General features: G+C 61.4%; 17 protein-coding genes. 11 read left to right on the forward strand and 6 right to left on the reverse strand.

Features of this window, described 5'->3' with window-relative positions; genetic code table 11:
• Positions 1–24: 24 nt before the first annotated feature.
• The 6 genes from ACNQ62_RS01605 to ACNQ62_RS01630 form a co-directional block, all read right to left on the reverse strand.
• Positions 25–537 carry a hypothetical protein gene (locus tag ACNQ62_RS01605; protein WP_243250790.1) on the reverse strand — a complete coding sequence of 171 codons (513 nt, stop codon included), beginning with the start codon at positions 535–537 and terminating at the stop codon, positions 25–27.
• A gap of 368 nt (positions 538–905) precedes the next feature.
• Entirely contained in the window at positions 906–1,424 is a 519-nt protein-coding gene (locus tag ACNQ62_RS01610; protein WP_064217021.1) for a DUF6505 family protein, read from the reverse strand.
• Positions 1,421–2,122, reverse strand: a complete 702-nt coding sequence (locus ACNQ62_RS01615; RefSeq protein WP_418094056.1) for a DUF4444 domain-containing protein — start codon at positions 2,120–2,122, stop codon at positions 1,421–1,423. The genes ACNQ62_RS01610 and ACNQ62_RS01615 overlap by 4 nt, the downstream gene beginning before the upstream one ends.
• A complete protein-coding gene (apbC, locus tag ACNQ62_RS01620; RefSeq protein WP_009825477.1) occupies positions 2,119–3,186 on the reverse strand; it encodes an iron-sulfur cluster carrier protein ApbC in 1,068 nt (355 codons plus the stop codon). The genes ACNQ62_RS01615 and apbC overlap by 4 nt, the downstream gene beginning before the upstream one ends.
• Positions 3,183–3,383 (reverse strand): DUF6494 family protein, encoded by a 201-nt coding sequence (locus ACNQ62_RS01625; RefSeq protein WP_009825478.1) that lies wholly within the window; start codon positions 3,381–3,383, stop codon positions 3,183–3,185. The genes apbC and ACNQ62_RS01625 overlap by 4 nt, the downstream gene beginning before the upstream one ends.
• 37 nt (positions 3,384–3,420) lie before the next feature.
• The gene (locus ACNQ62_RS01630; protein ID WP_418094057.1) at positions 3,421–5,373 is read right to left on the reverse strand and encodes a 4Fe-4S binding protein; all 1,953 of its coding nucleotides are present in this window, start codon (positions 5,371–5,373) and stop codon (positions 3,421–3,423) included.
• 365 nt (positions 5,374–5,738) lie between these two features.
• Here ACNQ62_RS01630 and ACNQ62_RS01635 point away from each other — a divergent pair, with 365 nt between their 5' ends.
• The 11 genes from ACNQ62_RS01635 to ACNQ62_RS01685 all read left to right on the forward strand — a co-directional run bounded on the left by ACNQ62_RS01635 (position 5,739) and on the right by ACNQ62_RS01685 (position 15,156).
• Positions 5,739–6,275, forward strand: coding sequence for a DUF3305 domain-containing protein (locus tag ACNQ62_RS01635; protein ID WP_005850288.1), 537 nt, complete (start codon positions 5,739–5,741; stop codon positions 6,273–6,275).
• Positions 6,272–6,889: a DUF3306 domain-containing protein gene (locus ACNQ62_RS01640; RefSeq protein WP_418094058.1), complete on the forward strand. Its 618-nt coding sequence runs from the start codon at positions 6,272–6,274 to the stop codon at positions 6,887–6,889. The genes ACNQ62_RS01635 and ACNQ62_RS01640 overlap by 4 nt, the downstream gene beginning before the upstream one ends.
• The gene (locus ACNQ62_RS01645) at positions 6,886–7,494 is read left to right on the forward strand and encodes a TorD/DmsD family molecular chaperone (RefSeq protein WP_009825482.1); all 609 of its coding nucleotides are present in this window, start codon (positions 6,886–6,888) and stop codon (positions 7,492–7,494) included. The genes ACNQ62_RS01640 and ACNQ62_RS01645 overlap by 4 nt, the downstream gene beginning before the upstream one ends.
• Before the next feature lie 56 nt (positions 7,495–7,550).
• Positions 7,551–7,739: a twin-arginine translocation signal domain-containing protein gene (locus tag ACNQ62_RS01650; RefSeq protein ID WP_005850294.1), complete on the forward strand. Its 189-nt coding sequence runs from the start codon at positions 7,551–7,553 to the stop codon at positions 7,737–7,739.
• Positions 7,740–7,840: 101 nt separating this feature from the next.
• Complete coding sequence (locus tag ACNQ62_RS01655; protein ID WP_005850296.1) at positions 7,841–10,819, forward strand: formate dehydrogenase subunit alpha; 2,979 nt, start codon at positions 7,841–7,843, stop codon at positions 10,817–10,819.
• A gap of 13 nt (positions 10,820–10,832) precedes the next feature.
• Complete coding sequence (fdh3B, locus tag ACNQ62_RS01660; RefSeq protein ID WP_005850298.1) at positions 10,833–11,426, forward strand: formate dehydrogenase FDH3 subunit beta; 594 nt, start codon at positions 10,833–10,835, stop codon at positions 11,424–11,426.
• An 86-nt stretch (positions 11,427–11,512) separates the two neighbouring features.
• The gene (locus ACNQ62_RS01665; protein ID WP_317937329.1) at positions 11,513–12,715 is read left to right on the forward strand and encodes a formate dehydrogenase subunit gamma; all 1,203 of its coding nucleotides are present in this window, start codon (positions 11,513–11,515) and stop codon (positions 12,713–12,715) included.
• 57 nt (positions 12,716–12,772) lie between these two features.
• Complete coding sequence (locus ACNQ62_RS01670) at positions 12,773–12,904, forward strand: hypothetical protein (protein ID WP_005850301.1); 132 nt, start codon at positions 12,773–12,775, stop codon at positions 12,902–12,904.
• Between the two features lie 40 nt (positions 12,905–12,944).
• Positions 12,945–13,649: an ABC transporter permease gene (locus ACNQ62_RS01675; protein ID WP_418094059.1), complete on the forward strand. Its 705-nt coding sequence runs from the start codon at positions 12,945–12,947 to the stop codon at positions 13,647–13,649.
• The gene (locus ACNQ62_RS01680; RefSeq protein WP_418094060.1) at positions 13,643–14,359 is read left to right on the forward strand and encodes an energy-coupling factor ABC transporter ATP-binding protein; all 717 of its coding nucleotides are present in this window, start codon (positions 13,643–13,645) and stop codon (positions 14,357–14,359) included. Before ACNQ62_RS01675 ends, ACNQ62_RS01680 begins: the two co-directional genes overlap by 7 nt.
• Positions 14,356–15,156, forward strand: a complete 801-nt coding sequence (locus ACNQ62_RS01685; RefSeq protein ID WP_037965326.1) for a substrate-binding domain-containing protein — start codon at positions 14,356–14,358, stop codon at positions 15,154–15,156. The genes ACNQ62_RS01680 and ACNQ62_RS01685 overlap by 4 nt, the downstream gene beginning before the upstream one ends.
• The last annotated feature ends 18 nt before the right edge of the window (positions 15,157–15,174 follow it).

The raw sequence follows: 15,174 nt of genomic DNA on the forward strand, positions 1-15,174 counted from the left end.
TAAATTGGATCAGGTTCCCCCCGATCAATTGACGCGCACCCGATAGCTGTTGAGTGCGATTTCGCCTGACTCCAAAGGTTCGCTGAGCGTCCAACGGACGGCAGCGATCTGATCCTCAGGAAGTGGTTCTGGTTGGAGTGTGCCATCTGCACCGGCGACCATGCGGGTGGCGGGAAGTGTGGACCATTCAAGGCCATCGTTTTCAGGGTCGAGATCAGCCTGGACTTCAAACACGGCCTTGATCGATGTGCTCTGTGCGCCAAGCGTCAGGGTGACCCCTTCGGGTACGGGGGCCGCAATAACGATCCCCGCAAGTGCGTCTGCAGTCGTGTTCTCGTGCTGCAGTTGGTATTGGATGACCTCGCCGGGGCGGACGGTGCCCCGCTCGATCAACTCCTCTTCGCCACCGTCATTGGTTTCGACGATGCGGAAAGAAAATGTGCTGGAAAGTGCGTCAGCAAAAGCCGGCACGCCGGCGACAGAAATCGCGACACCAGCAAGCAGTGCACGGGCGATTTGTTGAGTTTTGAAAGTCATAATTTTTTCCCCTAGTTGCCGACCACCGCCGGCGGTTTTGATGAACCGGCCCAGTGTTTGGGCTGTCCTGAACTCATCATCAGGGGAAATGTCTCGGGGTGCATTCTCGCTTAGGGCTAGGTTTTTGATCTGCTGGGCAGCCCCCTACCCGTCCGTATATGCGGCGCTATCAATTCGATGGCGAAACACGCAATTCGCGCGGTGATTGCAGACGAAAACCCGCATCTCGCCGCGCAAAGCAGGCGAGTCACCCTCATGCAAAAGGGCGTTGATTCTATTTATTTTGGGGAATGTTTGGCCCGATCCGGGCCCAGATCAGGGAAAACCCCGACCGGATAGCCGGACAGGGCGTTTCGTATAGTTAACTGTCAGTGAGAATGGCCGTGCCCGCCATGATCGTCATCGTCTAACGATCCGTGTACCGCAAACTGGTCAATTCCCGCATCCTGCGGTTCAATAAAACGATAGCTTTCGCGCACACCGCTGTCTGAAAGCTCGCGTGCGACGGTCAGCAAGGTGTTTGGCGCGTGGTCGGCGCAAAGCTCCATCATCTGGGCGACTTCCTCTTCCGCGACGGGGCGGGCCGCTTCGGGCGATGGCGCGCCATAGATCTCGACGAAATGCTTCATCAGCTGCAAGGTGATCGCTTCAACCTCGAAGGGTTCGGCTTTGGTCACGGCAACAAAGGTGACGCGGCCAAACGTCTCTACGCCCATCCAGCCATTCGCGAAGGCCTGCCGCGCCTTGCCGGTCAGATCACCTTCGGACCAGTTCGAAAATTCAAACCCGCCAGAGACGCACCATTCGCCCGTGCGCGCTGGCGTGTGGAACACATTGCGGTCGCTTTCATCAAAGTGGATGGCGCGGGCGAGGAAGAGATCGCTCATGGGGTTGGCTCCAGCAGGTCGGTCAGAGGGATAAGATGCGTGGTCGTATCGGTTTTCAGCAGCAGGCCAAAGTTTTCGTCGATACCGGTAAAGTCGCCCGTCATATCGCCATGGGTGATCTGATCTCCCATGGTCCAGGCCAATCCGGTCCATTCCTTATGCAAGGGGCCCGCGCCCTCGTCATCCCAGCGGTTCAGCGCCACCAGCATATGCCGCGCCCAGGCCTCTAGCAGCTCGACCGGGCTCACCTCGGCACACCCCTCGCCATAAAGTGTGGTGACATCGGGCGTTTCGCCCGGCGTGTCGGATTGCGGCAATAGCTTCACGTGAAACGCAACGACCAGCCAATCGGGCACGTGATGAGGGTCTGTATCAGACGCCGCCGCCCGCATCTGGCCGCAGATCGCACCGTTCAAACGCAGATCGCCGTTCCAGGCGAGATGCACCCCCACCTCTGGCGGGGCGAGCGCGCCAAGCGCGTTCTGGAAGCCCACCGCACAAAGCGGGAGCATCGCCATCGCTTGGGCCAACGGCACCTCGGGCGCAAAGACGATGGCGGCCTGCAATACGCTTGGCCCCAGATTATACAGCACCAGCCCCGCATCACACCCCTGCCGCGCCTCTGCGCAGGCCTGAGCGAACGGGTCCTCCGCCTGTGCGCCGGTCAACAAAGGGGGGAAGACGGGGCTGTCGCTCATGCGTGCCCGCCCGCGATCAGGGCCTTGGCCACCTTGCGGAAGCCTTCGGCCTGCGTGCTGTCGGGTTTCGACACCACAATCGGCGCGCCCCCGTCAGCCGCGACACGGATATCCAGATGCAACGGAATCTCGGCCAACAAAGGCACGCCCAGCTTTTCAGCCTCGGCGGCGACGCCCCCATGCCCAAAGACATGTTCCTCGTGCCCGCAGTTAGAGCAGATATGCGTGCTCATGTTCTCGATCATCCCGAGGATCGGGGTCTTCAGTTGGTTGAACATGTCGATCCCCTTACGGGCATCCAGCAGCGCCACATCCTGCGGTGTGCTGACGATGATCGCGCCGTCCACATGGGCCTTTTGCGCCAGCGTCATCTGCACATCGCCGGTGCCGGGGGGCAGATCAACAATCAACACATCCAGCGCGCCCCATTGGACTTGCATCATCATCTGCTGCAACGCGCCCATAAGCATCGGGCCGCGCCAGACGACCGCCTGATCGTCATTGGTCATCAACCCGATCGACATCATCGTCACGCCAAAGTTGCGCATCGGCAGGATCGTCTTGCCATCGGGGGACGCAGGCCGCCCGGACACGCCCAGCATCCGCGGCTGCGAGGGGCCGTAGACATCGGCATCCAGCATGCCCACGCGACGCCCTTCGGCGGCCAGCGCACAGGCAAGGTTCGCGGCAACGGTAGATTTACCCACCCCGCCCTTGCCCGACGCAATGGCGATGATCCGGTCCACGCCGGGGATCTTCTCGGGCCCCGCGGGTTCGGACTTGCGCCCCAACTTCAGGTCGGGCGGCGGTGCCTGCTTGGAATGGGCCGTCAGCACGGCCGAGACAGAGGCAACGCCCTCGAGCGCCTTCACCGCGGCGTCGGCCTCGTCGCGCAGCTTGGCGTAGGCGTCGGCGTGGCTCGGGTTGACCTCAAGCACAAAGCGCACCGCGCCGTCGTCGACGGTCAGTGCCTTCACAAGCCCAAGCTCTACAATATCCTTTCCGGAGACGGGATCATTCAGGGTTTTCAGGCAGGCCAGTACGGCATCACGGGTGACGCTCACGCTTCGGACTGCCCTTGGATCTTGCCAGTCACGACATGTTCAAGGTCCAGCCCGTCAATGGTCAGCACCACCTTGGCCTCGAATGTCTTGCCGCCGGTGTCGCCGTTTTCGCGCATCGCTTCTTCGATCGCCTGCTGCGAGGTCACACCGACCTGCTTGAGGAACTTGCGCATCGACATGTTGAAATCATCGCTCATGATTTTCTCCTGTTCTTTGGGTGGATCGGCACAGCGCTTAGTGATCTTTGCGCTTGCTGAAATAGTCTTCGGATGTGCGCACACGCGGGCGTTCTTTGCCAGCCAACGGATTGTTCTGCGCGTGGTACTGCGCGTTGATCCGGCAGTTGTCGCACATCTGGATCATCTTCGCCGCCTCGGACGAGGCGAACATCGCGTGTTTTCCTGCCAGCTTTTCGGTGATCTTCTCAACCGTGGATTTCACGCCGAAAAGCGACCCGCATTCGATACAGGCAAAGGGCTCTTCCTCGTGCAGCACCACTTGGGTGAAGGCCTGCGCGGTCAGGTTCAACTGCGGCTTTAGTGTAATCGCATTCTCGGGGCAGACGTTCGCACATAGCCCGCATTGCAGGCAGGCGTCTTCCTGAAAGCGCAGCTGGGGCAGATCGGGGTTATCGCCAAGCGCCCCGGACGGGCACAGCGACACACAGGACAGGCAGAGCGTGCAGGCATCGGTATCCACCAGCACCGCGCCATAGGGGGCGGCGTCGGGCAGGTCGATCACCTTGGCCTCGGGCTGAAGGGTCTTGCCTGCAAGCCGTGCGACCTGACGGCGGGTGCCCAGAGGCAGCAGCGTGTCATGCGCGGGCTGTGCGGTTTCGGTGACCAGTGCGGTTTCCAGCGCATCGGGGTCGGCCACATCAATGAGACGGATCGTATCGGTGCCGCTGATCGCGCGGGCGATGTCAGCCTGCACCTCGATCACGTCACGCTCTGTACGCGGCGACAGCAATACATCCACATGTGCAAAGCCGCAGCCAAGTGCGGCAAGCATCTCCGCATGGCCAAACCCTGCCAGCGCATCCACGGCCAGCGGGATGACATCAACCGGCAAGCCCGCGCCAAAACGCGCGTAAAGGCGGATCATTTCGGCCCCGTGGTCGTCGTCATGCACCAGCAAGCGCGGCGCGGTGCCACCCGCCTTGCGATAGGTCGATGCCAGCGTCGACAACCGGCGGAACAGGGTATCCACGGGCGGCGCGTCATAGGTGATCGCCCCCGAAGGACAAACCGCAGAACAGCTACCGCAACCCGCGCAGATCATCGGGTCGATCGCCACATGTTCACCGGCCGAGGTGATCGCCCCCGTCGGGCAAAGGTCCAGACAGTTGGAACAGGCGGGCTGCCCGGCCCGCGAATGGGCGCAAAGACTTTCACTCAGCCGCACGTAAAGCGGCTTTTCAAAGGTGCCGACCATCTGCATGGCCTCGCGCACGGCCTCTGCCACGGCGGGCTTGCTGCCCGGATCGGCCCGCAGATAGCCGTCACGTTTGTGCGGCGCGGGAAACAGCGATGTATTCCCCGTCAAATCCAGAATGATATCGCATTGCGACTTGGCCCCGTCCCGCGGCGCGGTGAACGAAGGCGCGCCGCGCCCACCGGGGATCAACATCTGCAACTGGTCAAAGGTCAGGCTGAAATCGCCCAATGCGCCCGACGCCTTGCGCAGATCGCCTTTGACCACGTCAAAACGCGGATCAACCGCCCCGTCATAATCGCCCTGCCACAGTACCGTCACCGCAAGCGTATCGGCCACCATCTCTGCCACCTCAAGCGCGAGGGCGGGCGGGGCCATGATCAGACACGTGCCCTCAGACACGACATCCATCACCCGTGGTGCCGGTGCGGCAAGCTGCTGCTCCGCCATCAGGGCGGCCATCTTGGGCGTCGCGTCGCCCTGATCGTCGTGCCAGCCGGCGCGATCGCGAATATCGACGAACTGGGGCACCTCTGCGTTGATCTCGGCGGCCAGCTCCTCGAAACGGGGGCGTTCCTGCTGGCACGCGATCACGGTGTTGCCCGCGGCCATCGCCTCTGCCGCGGTGCCGATCTGGTCGGTGCACAGACAGCTATAGACCTTGGAGCACGGCAGACCCGTCGCCTTTGACAAGGCAGGCGCGTCAATATCCTGACTGCCCAGACAGTCGCACAGCAGAAAAGTCTTTTCCATAATCTCCTCGGGGACAGCACCGGATGGGATGGGTCAAGCGGCAAGGCGCTGTCAGCGCTCGCACGCCAAGCTAGTGGTGTTCGCGACCCGCCGCAAACCCCTAATTGCCCCTGCGTCCCGCAAAAGGGCTGTTCGCACCTACGGCATGAATTACCTAACAAAAACAGTCGGAAAGGCAGAAACCCCAGTCAAATATGGCAAATGCTGACGCATGGGAAATGCCGCATTGCAGCAATCACAAAACTGTGTGATTCAACCCTAGAATCCTCTTTGATACGCGTTATGATTACGTCAATATGAGGCCGGAAACGCCTGAAACATCATCGGAAACCAAATTGAACGCACCGCTTAAATCAGCGCAAACGATGCCCGTCGGGGTAGTCCTTCGCAAGTCACCCGGCGTGACGAAATGGGCGAAGGTCGTTTGGCGTGCGGTTTGTGTCCTGCCCGGTGCCGACCCCGCCGACTGGAAGCTGCTGCGTACCGAGGGCGAGGTGTCCGACTATCACGTGACCACTGTGCCGCTAACGCTGTACCGCTCTGACACCGAAGCCTATGTGCACGGGCTCGCCGCGAATGTGCCCTGCCTTTATGTCATCTGCCGCGAAACCCGCGACCCTGCCCGCCCGCTTGAGGTGGTGATGGTCACCGCCTCTCCCTATGAGGCGCAGGATTACAGCGACAATGGCGAGGATATCGTCGAAAAGGTCATGATGACCCCGCAGGTGCATGCCTGGATCAGCGCCTATGTCGACACGCACCACGAAGAAGAAGCCTTTGTGAAGCGTCGGCGCGACAAATACCAAGAGCCGAAGCAAGACGGGATCGGGGACGCGCGCATCTCGCAGACAACCGATGTCTACCGCGCACCGCGCACGTCGCGTTCGGGGTCGTCACAATGACCCGTCACACATCCTTCTGGGACCGCCGCCGCGCTGCCGTCAAGGCAGAGGAAGCCGCCGCGCAGCAAGCCGCCGCAGAGCAGGCAGAGGCGCAGCATCAGGCCACGCTGGCGGAAAAATCCGACGCCGAACTGCTGGCCGAGTTTGATCTGCCCGACCCTGACACGCTGAAAGCGGGCGATGATTTCTCGGCCTTTATGGCGCGTGCCATCCCCGAACACCTGCGCCGCCGTGCGCTGCGCAAACTGTGGGTGTCCGATCCGGCGCTGGCCTGTCTGGATGATCTGGTCGACTACGCTGACGACTATACCCAAGCCTCTGCCGTGACGAATTTCACCACCAGCTATGAGGTTGGCAAGGGGCTGCGCCGTCATATCGAAGATGTCGCGCGCAAGGCTGCGGCGTCGCTCGACACCACCACCGATGCGGCAGAAACACCTGCTGAAACAGAGCAGACCCCGCCCGTCGTTCCGCCAGAGGTCGACGCACCCGCCGTCGCCGTGGTCCAAGCGGATACCCCCGCAGAGCCCCCCGTCGCCGAAACAGCGATGGAAGAACCCGCAGCCCTGCCCCCGCGCCGCATGGCCTTTCGTTTTGAGGAGCAAAGCGCATGACCGCTGCCGCCCAAGCCACCCAAGTCTCTGCCGAAGATCGCCTGCGCGCCGATCTGTACAATTACCTTGGCGTGATGCTGGCCCGCCCTGCGGATCAGATGTTGCTGGACCAGACCGCCGGCCTGTCCGGCGATGACAGCCCGTTGGGCGAGGCGATCAACGGGCTTGCGCGTGTGGCCAAGGCCATGACGCCCAAGAAAGTGCAAACCGAATTCAACGCGCTGTTCATTGGTCTTGGTCGGGGCGAGTTGCTGCCCTATGCCAGCTACTACCTGACCGGCTTTCTGAACGAAAAGCCCCTCGCCGCCCTGCGCAGCGATATGGCCGCACAGCGCATCAGCCGCGCCGAGAATGTCTTTGAACCCGAAGACAACATCGCATCCCTGATGGAGATGATGGGCGGTATGATCGTCGGGCGCTTTGGGGCTCCGGCCAGCGACGCCACGCAGCGGGCGTTTTTCAACAAACACATCGCGCCTTGGGCGGGTCACTTCTTTACCGACCTGCAAGGGGCCAAGAACTCCGTCCTATATGCCGGGGTTGCCGCAGTCGGCAGCGCCTTCATGGACATTGAACGCGAAGCATTTCGTATGACGGCGGGATAACCGCACTACATCAGGCGGGGCTTCCCCCCGCATAACCAAGGAAAGGGGTACAACCCATGACCCAGGATACCAAAGGCACCAACCGCCGCAATTTCCTGAAACTGGCAGGGACAGCCGCACCGGCAGCCGCCGTTGCCGTGGCCAGCAGCGGCACCGCCGCCGAGGCGCAGCCAGTCGATCTGCAATCGGACAAGATGCAAGATACCGCGCACACCCGCGCCTATCTGGAAAGCACACGCTTCTAATTCAATGATCAACAACCCGCGCGCCTAACCACCGCGGGAGGGAAACTCAGCCCCGGTCCGACCCACGCGGTCAGAGCACGCGGGCATCAAGGGAGACTATTATGCTTCGGAAAAAGACCAACGGGATGGCACGGCGGCCCCAGCGGGCGGGCATGCTATCCGACATCGCGGAAAAATCCGTTGACCGTCGCGCATTCCTGCGCGGATCCGGTCTGGCCATCGGCGGCCTTGCGGCGATCGCATCGACCGCGGGCTCTGTCACACAAGCGTCAGCTGCCACCGCCGTCAGCGGCGCGGTAGAGACGATCAAATCTGTCTGCACCCACTGTTCGGTTGGCTGTACCGTCATCGCCGAAGTGTCGAACGGCGTCTGGACGGGTCAGGAACCCGGCTGGGACAGCCCGTTCAACCTTGGCTCGCATTGCGCCAAAGGGGCGTCGGTACGCGAACACGCCCACGGTGAACGCCGCCTGAAGTACCCGATGAAAAAAGAGGGTGGCCAGTGGGTCCGGATCAGCTGGGAGCAGGCGATCAACGAGATCGGCGACAAGATGAACGTGATCCGCGAAGAAAGCGGTCCCGATTCCGTCTACTGGCTCGGCTCGGCCAAGCATAACAACGAACAGGCGTATCTGTTCCGCAAGTTCGCGGCCTATTGGGGCACCAATAACGTCGACCACCAGGCGCGTATCTGTCACTCCACCACCGTTGCGGGCGTTGCGAACACATGGGGCTACGGCGCCATGACCAACAGCTACAACGACATCCACAACAGCCAGGCGATCTTTGTCATCGGCGGCAACCCTGCCGAGGCGCACCCCGTATCGCTGCTGCACCTGCTGAAAGCGAAAGAGCAGAACAACGCGCCGATGATCGTGTGCGATCCACGCTTTACCCGTACAGCGGCCCACGCGGATGAATATGTCCGCTTCCGTCCCGGTTCGGACGTGGCCCTGGTCTGGGGTATCCTCTGGCACATCTTCGAAAACGGATGGGAAGACAAGGAATTCATCCGCACCCGCGTTTGGGGCATGGACCAGATCCGTGACGAAGTCGCGAAGTGGACACCCGAAGAAGTCGAACGCGTTACCGGCGCACCCGCGTCGCAGCTTGAACGTGTTGCGCGCACCCTGGCCAACAACCGTCCCGGCACCGTGATCTGGTGCATGGGCGGCACGCAGCACAGCAACGGCAACAACAACACCCGCGCGTACTGCATCCTGCAGCTGGCTCTTGGCAACATGGGCACCGCGGGTGGCGGCACAAACATCTTCCGCGGCCACGACAACGTGCAGGGTGCCACCGATCTGGGCGTTCTGGCCGATACGCTGCCGGGCTACTATGGTCTGTCCGCAGGGGCATGGGCCCACTGGGCGCGGGTTTGGGAAGAAGACCTTGAATGGTTGCAATCCCGCTTCTCCAAGGCGTCGTTCAACGACACCTCGATGATGAACCTGACTGGTATCCCCGTGAGCCGCTGGATTGACGGCGTGCTGGAAGACAAGGAAAATATCGACCAGCCGGACAACACCCGCGCGATGGTTCTGTGGGGCCACGCGCCCAACTCTCAGACCCGTCAAAAGGAAATGGTCACCGCGATGGAGAAACTCGACCTGATGGTCGTTGTCGATCCATATCCAACGGTGTCCGCCGTGATGCAGGACCGCCAAGACGGGCTGTATCTGTTGCCCGCAACGACCCAGTTCGAAACCCGCGGCTCTGTCACCGCGTCCAACCGGTCGCTGCAATGGCGTGATCAGGTCGTCGAGCCCCTGTTCGAATCCAAGCCCGACCACACGATTATCAAGCTGTTCGCGGACAAGTTCGGTTTCAGCGACCGTCTGTTCAAGAACATCGCGCTGGACGGGGACGAACCCAACATCGAGGACCTGACCCGCGAGTTCAACCGCGGCATGTGGACCATCGGTTACACCGCACAAAGCCCCGAGCGCATGAAGATGCACATGGCCAACCAGCACACCTTTGACCGCACCACGCTGCGCGCCAAAGGCGGACCGGCCGACGGTGACTTCTACGGTTTGCCTTGGCCCGCATGGGGCACACCCGAGATGAACCACCCCGGCACAGCGAACCTGTACGATATGTCGCTGCCCGTTGCCGAAGGCGGTCTGACCTTCCGCGCCCGTTTCGGTGTGGAACGTGACGGGGACAACCTGCTGGCCGAAGGCGTCTACAGCGCTGGTTCCGAGATCAAGGACGGCTACCCCGAGTTCACCATGGCCATGCTGCGTGAGCTGGGCTGGGACAAAGATCTGACCGACGAAGAGATGGCCGTGATCAACTATGTTGCGGGCTATCCCGAAGGCCAACCGGCGAACGCAAAGCCGGATGAGGAAGTCGGTGAAACATCCCAGACCGGCGAGACCCCGTCGGACTATATCGCCGACACCGGTGGCGTGAACTGGAAAACCGACCTGTCGGGCGGCATCCAGCGTGTCGCGATCAAGCATGGCTGCGCCCCCTTCGGCAACGCCAAGGCCCGTGCCGTGGTCTGGACCTTCCCCGATCCGGTGCCAATCCACCGCGAACCGCTGTACACCAACCGTCGTGATCTGGTCGCCGACTACCCGACCTATGACGACAAGAAGTTCTGGCGCCTGCCCACCATGTATAAGTCCATCCAAGAGAATGACTTCTCCAAGGACTATCCGATCGTGCTGACCTCTGGTCGTCTCGTCGAATACGAAGGTGGCGGCGACGAAACCCGATCCAACCCCTGGTTGGCCGAGCTTCAGCAGGACATGTTCATCGAGATCAACACCCGCGACGCCAACAATCTGGGTGTGCGTGACGGTGCCGATGTCTGGGTCGAAGGCCCCGAAGGCGGCAAGGTCAAGGTGATGGCGATGGTCACGGAACGTGTCGAAAGCGGCGTGGCGTTCATGCCATTCCACTTTGGCGGCCACATGGAAGGCGTTGATTTGCGGGACAGATACCCAGAGGGGGCCGACCCTTACGTCCTGGGTGAATCCACCAACACCGCGCAAACATATGGCTATGACTCAGTAACTCAGATGCAAGAGACCAAAGCTACTCTCTGCAAAATCTGGACAGCGTAAGGAGACTATCAAGATGGCAAGAGCAAAGTTTCTCTGCGACGCCGAACGCTGCATCGAATGCAACGCCTGCGTCACGGCCTGTAAGAACGAACACGAAGTACCGTGGGGCATCAACCGCCGTAAGGTCGTCACCATTCAGGACGGCCAACCCGGCGAGCGGTCGATCTCGGTCGCGTGTATGCATTGTTCCGATGCGCCCTGTATGGCGGTCTGCCCTGTAGACTGCTTCTACCAGACCGACGACGGCATCGTTCTGCACTCAAAAGACCTGTGCATCGGCTGCGGTTACTGCTTCTACGCCTGCCCCTTCGGCGCGCCGCAGTATCCACAGGCGGGCAACTTCGGGTCGCGCGGCAAGATGGACAAATGTACCTTCTGCGCCGGTGGCCCCGAGGAAAACCACTCCGAAGCGGAATTCCAGAAGTACGGCCGCAACCGGATCGCCGAAGGCAAGCTGCCGATCTGCGCCGAGATGTGTTCGACCAAAGCGCTGCTGGCCGGTGACGGCGATGTCGTCTCGGGCATCTACCGCGAACGCGTTGTCGCGCGCGGCTTTGGCTCGGGCGCTTGGGGCTGGGGCACGGCATACGAGCAAAAGGGCGGCTAATCCCCCCTTTGCATATTCATGCTTTCCTTGGCCCGCTGGCACCTGCTGCTGGCGGGCCAACTATCTTTATCCTGTCGGAGGTCCCGATGACATTGCTGCGCGTTCTGCTGCCTCTCATATTTCTTGTGTCCTTTGCCGGTCTTTCCGCCGCGCAGGACACCTCGGGCGATGCCTCGGTCCTGCAACCGGGCCAACAGTCGCTTGAAGACATCATGGCCCGCCAACGCGGCGAGGACGTGCCCTTTGGGGCCGAGCTTCCCTTACCGCTAGAGGGCAACCCGCCCCCGGCCGAATCTCACCTTGGACCGCTTGGTAGCGCATCCGACGCCGACCTGTGGCGCGAGATCCGGGCCGACGCCCTGCCCGACGCGCGCGCCAGCAACCGCGGACCTGCGGCCAAGGTTCTCATGCAGGACGGCGGCATGTGGTGGCTGAACTTCCGTCACGGCCCGCTGCTGACCTATGGCAGCCTGCTGTTGGGTGTCACCGTCGTGCTGATGGCGATTTTCTATCTGATCCGCGGACGTATCCGTATCGAACACGGGCGCGCGGGTATCACCATCGAACGGTTCAAATTCATCGAACGCTTCGGCCACTGGCTGATTGCAAGCTCGTTCATCCTGCTGGCCATCACCGGTCTGCTATCGCTTGCGGGGCGCAAACTGCTGATCCCGCTGTTCGGCCACGAGGCGTTTTCGACCTTCGCCATCGCGGGCAAGTGGATCCACAACAACGTGTCATGGGCCTTTATGCTCGGGCTGGTGATGGTGTTCGTCATGTGGATCGTCCACAATCTACCGGATCGCACAGACATCAACTGGATCCTCAAGGGCGGCGGGATCTTCGGCAAGGGTCACCCCCCCGCCAAGAAGTTCAATGCCGGTCAAAAGCTGATCTTCTGGGCCGTCATCATTCTGGGCACCTCGATCTCTGTCTCGGGTATCTCGCTGCTCTTCCCGTTCGAATTGACGATGTTCGAACCTACGCTGGCGCTGTTGAATGACATGGGCGTGCCGCAACTGTTGGGGCTTGGCACAATAGACGCCACGCTGACCCCGCAAGAGGAAATGCAATACGCCCAGCTGTGGCACGCCGTTATCAGCTTTGTCCTGATGGCTGTGATCATCGCGCATATCTATATCGGGACACTCGGCATGGAAGGCGCGTTCGAGGCGATGGGGTCGGGCGATGTCGATCTTGAATGGGCGCGCGAGCACCACAGCATCTGGGCCGACGAAGTTGTCGCGAAGCAGGGTAAACCTGCCTCTGGCACGCAGCCGGCAGAGTGATATGATGCACCCAACGCCCCCCACCCAACGTGCCAATGCGCATCAACGAGGTACGGAATGAAAGCTTTTATCACTGCCATCGTCGCCTTGGTCATCCTTGCTGCGGGCATGAACTTTGCGTTGGACAACGCAGGGTTCTCCGCGGCCGAGCAGACCTCGTCTGATCGCAATGTCCGGCTGGGCGACTAAGACCGCATCCTATGCATAGCAAACTCCGACGGCCCGCCCGATGAATGATATCTGGGCGGGCCTTTCTTCTGCGTTCTGGCTGGTTGTCACCGGCGATCCCGACCTGATCGAGATTACGCTCAGGTCGTTGCAGGTCAGCCTGACGGCGCTGGTCATTGCCTCGGCCATCGCGCTGCCCTTCGGCACATGGCTCGCCATCCGCCGTTTCCGCTTCCGCCGTACCGCGATTGCGGTGCTGAACTCCCTCATGGGATTGCCGCCCGTCGTGGTGGGGTTGATCGTCTATCTGCTGTTGTCGCGCGCCGGTCCCTTCGGGGTGCTGGGGCTGCTGTTCACGCCGACGGCGATGATCATTGCGCAGGTGATCATTATCACGCCGCTCATCGCCTCTATCACCCATCAGGCGATGCGTGATCTTTGGGCCGAATACCACGATCTGCTGATCTCGCTGAACACCACCCCGACGCGGCGCATCCTGACGCTGATCTCGGACGGGCGGCGGGCCTTGTTGACGGCGGCGCTGGCAGGCTTTGGCCGCGCCATCGGGGAGGTCGGCGCGATCATGATCGTGGGCGGCAACATCGACCACGCCACCCGCGTGCTGACCACCGCCATCGCGCTGGAAACCGGCAAGGGTGATTTCGCACTGGCGCTTGGTCTGGGCTTTGTGCTGATCGCGCTGGCGCTGACCGTAAACCTGATCATCCACGCACTGTCGCGCACAGAAAGAGAGGGCAGATGGTGACCCCCCTGCTGCCCGCCCATATGCGCGATGTCAGCGTCACCCGCCGCGGCAAGCGATTGCTGGGCCCCCTGGACCTGACCCTTGGCAAAACCGGCTTCACGATCCTGCTGGGGCCCAATGGCGCGGGCAAGACGACATTCCTCAAGGCGCTGCACGGGCTTGAACGGCTGTCGACGGGCACGGTTACATGGGCCGTTCCGGATGACCTTGCGCGGATGCGGCAGGCCTATGTTTTCCAAAGCCCCGTGATGCTGCGCCGGTCGGTGCGCGCCAATCTGGGCTATCCGCTGGCGATACTTGGCCAGCCCAAGGCGCAGGTGAACAAAGCGGTAGAGGCATGGGCGGCTCGCATCGGCCTGACGCCCGCGCTGGATCGCCCTGCGACGGGGTTGTCCGGTGGCGAGAAACAAAAGCTCGCCCTCGCCCGCGCCTTGATCCGCACCCCCGAGATGCTGCTGCTGGATGAGCCCTGCGCCAATCTGGATGGCCGCTCCGTCAAGGATATAGAGGCGCTGTTGCAGTCTGCCCATCAGTCAGGGACGCGCATCGTGATGGCGACCCATGATCTGGGTCAGGCGCGGCGCCTTGCAACTGAAATATTGTTTCTGTTTAAAGGTCGCATTCACGAGGCTGGCCCGGCGCCCGATGCGTTTGACGCCCCGCAGACCCCGGAATTCAAATCGTTCCTGAATGGAGATATTTTGATATGAAATCCTTGATTACCGCTCTTGTTCTCGCACTTGGCACCACGGCTGCGCAGGCGGACACCATGAAAATGGCTGTCACCACGTCCTTCAACAACTCTGGTCTGTCCGACGTTCTGCTGCCCGCCATCAAAGAAGATCTGGACCTTGACGTGCAACTGCTGATCGTCGGCACCGGTCAAGCCTTGCGCTTGGGCGAAGCGGGCGACGTCGATGCCATTCTGGTACACTCCAAGAAAGCCGAAGAGGCCTTTGTCGCCGATGGCTATGGCACCCACCGCCGCGAGATCATGTATAATGATTTCGTCCTGATCGGCCCAAATGACGACCCCGCCGCGATCAAAGACGCAGAGGCTGCGAAGGACGCGCTTGCCAAGATCGAAGCGGCCGAGGCGCCTTTCGTGAGCCGTGGCGACGACAGCGGCACCCACAAGAAAGAACTCTCGCTTTGGGCCGGTGCTGATCTGGACCCCGCGACATTCGGTGAATGGTACAAAGCTGTCGGCGCGGGCATGGGCGCGAGCCTCAACACCGCTGCAGGGATGGGAGCCTATATCATGTCCGACCGCGCAAGCTGGCTGAACTTTGACAACAAGGCCGATCTGGCAATCCTCTTTGCAGGCGATCCGGTGCTGTTCAACCAATATGCCTATATTCCGGTGAACCCCGAGAAACACGCGCATGTTAACAAAGACGCCGCGGCCCAGTTGGAAGACTGGCTGGTCGGCGACCGCGCCAAAGACCTGATCGACAGCTATACGATCAACGGCGAAAAGCTGTTCACCTTTAACGCCGAGCAGTGATTTTAAACGGTTTGAGAA

Source organism: Sulfitobacter sp. SBS6 (assembly GCF_048285585.1).
GTDB lineage: Bacteria > Pseudomonadota > Alphaproteobacteria > Rhodobacterales > Rhodobacteraceae > Sulfitobacter > Sulfitobacter pontiacus.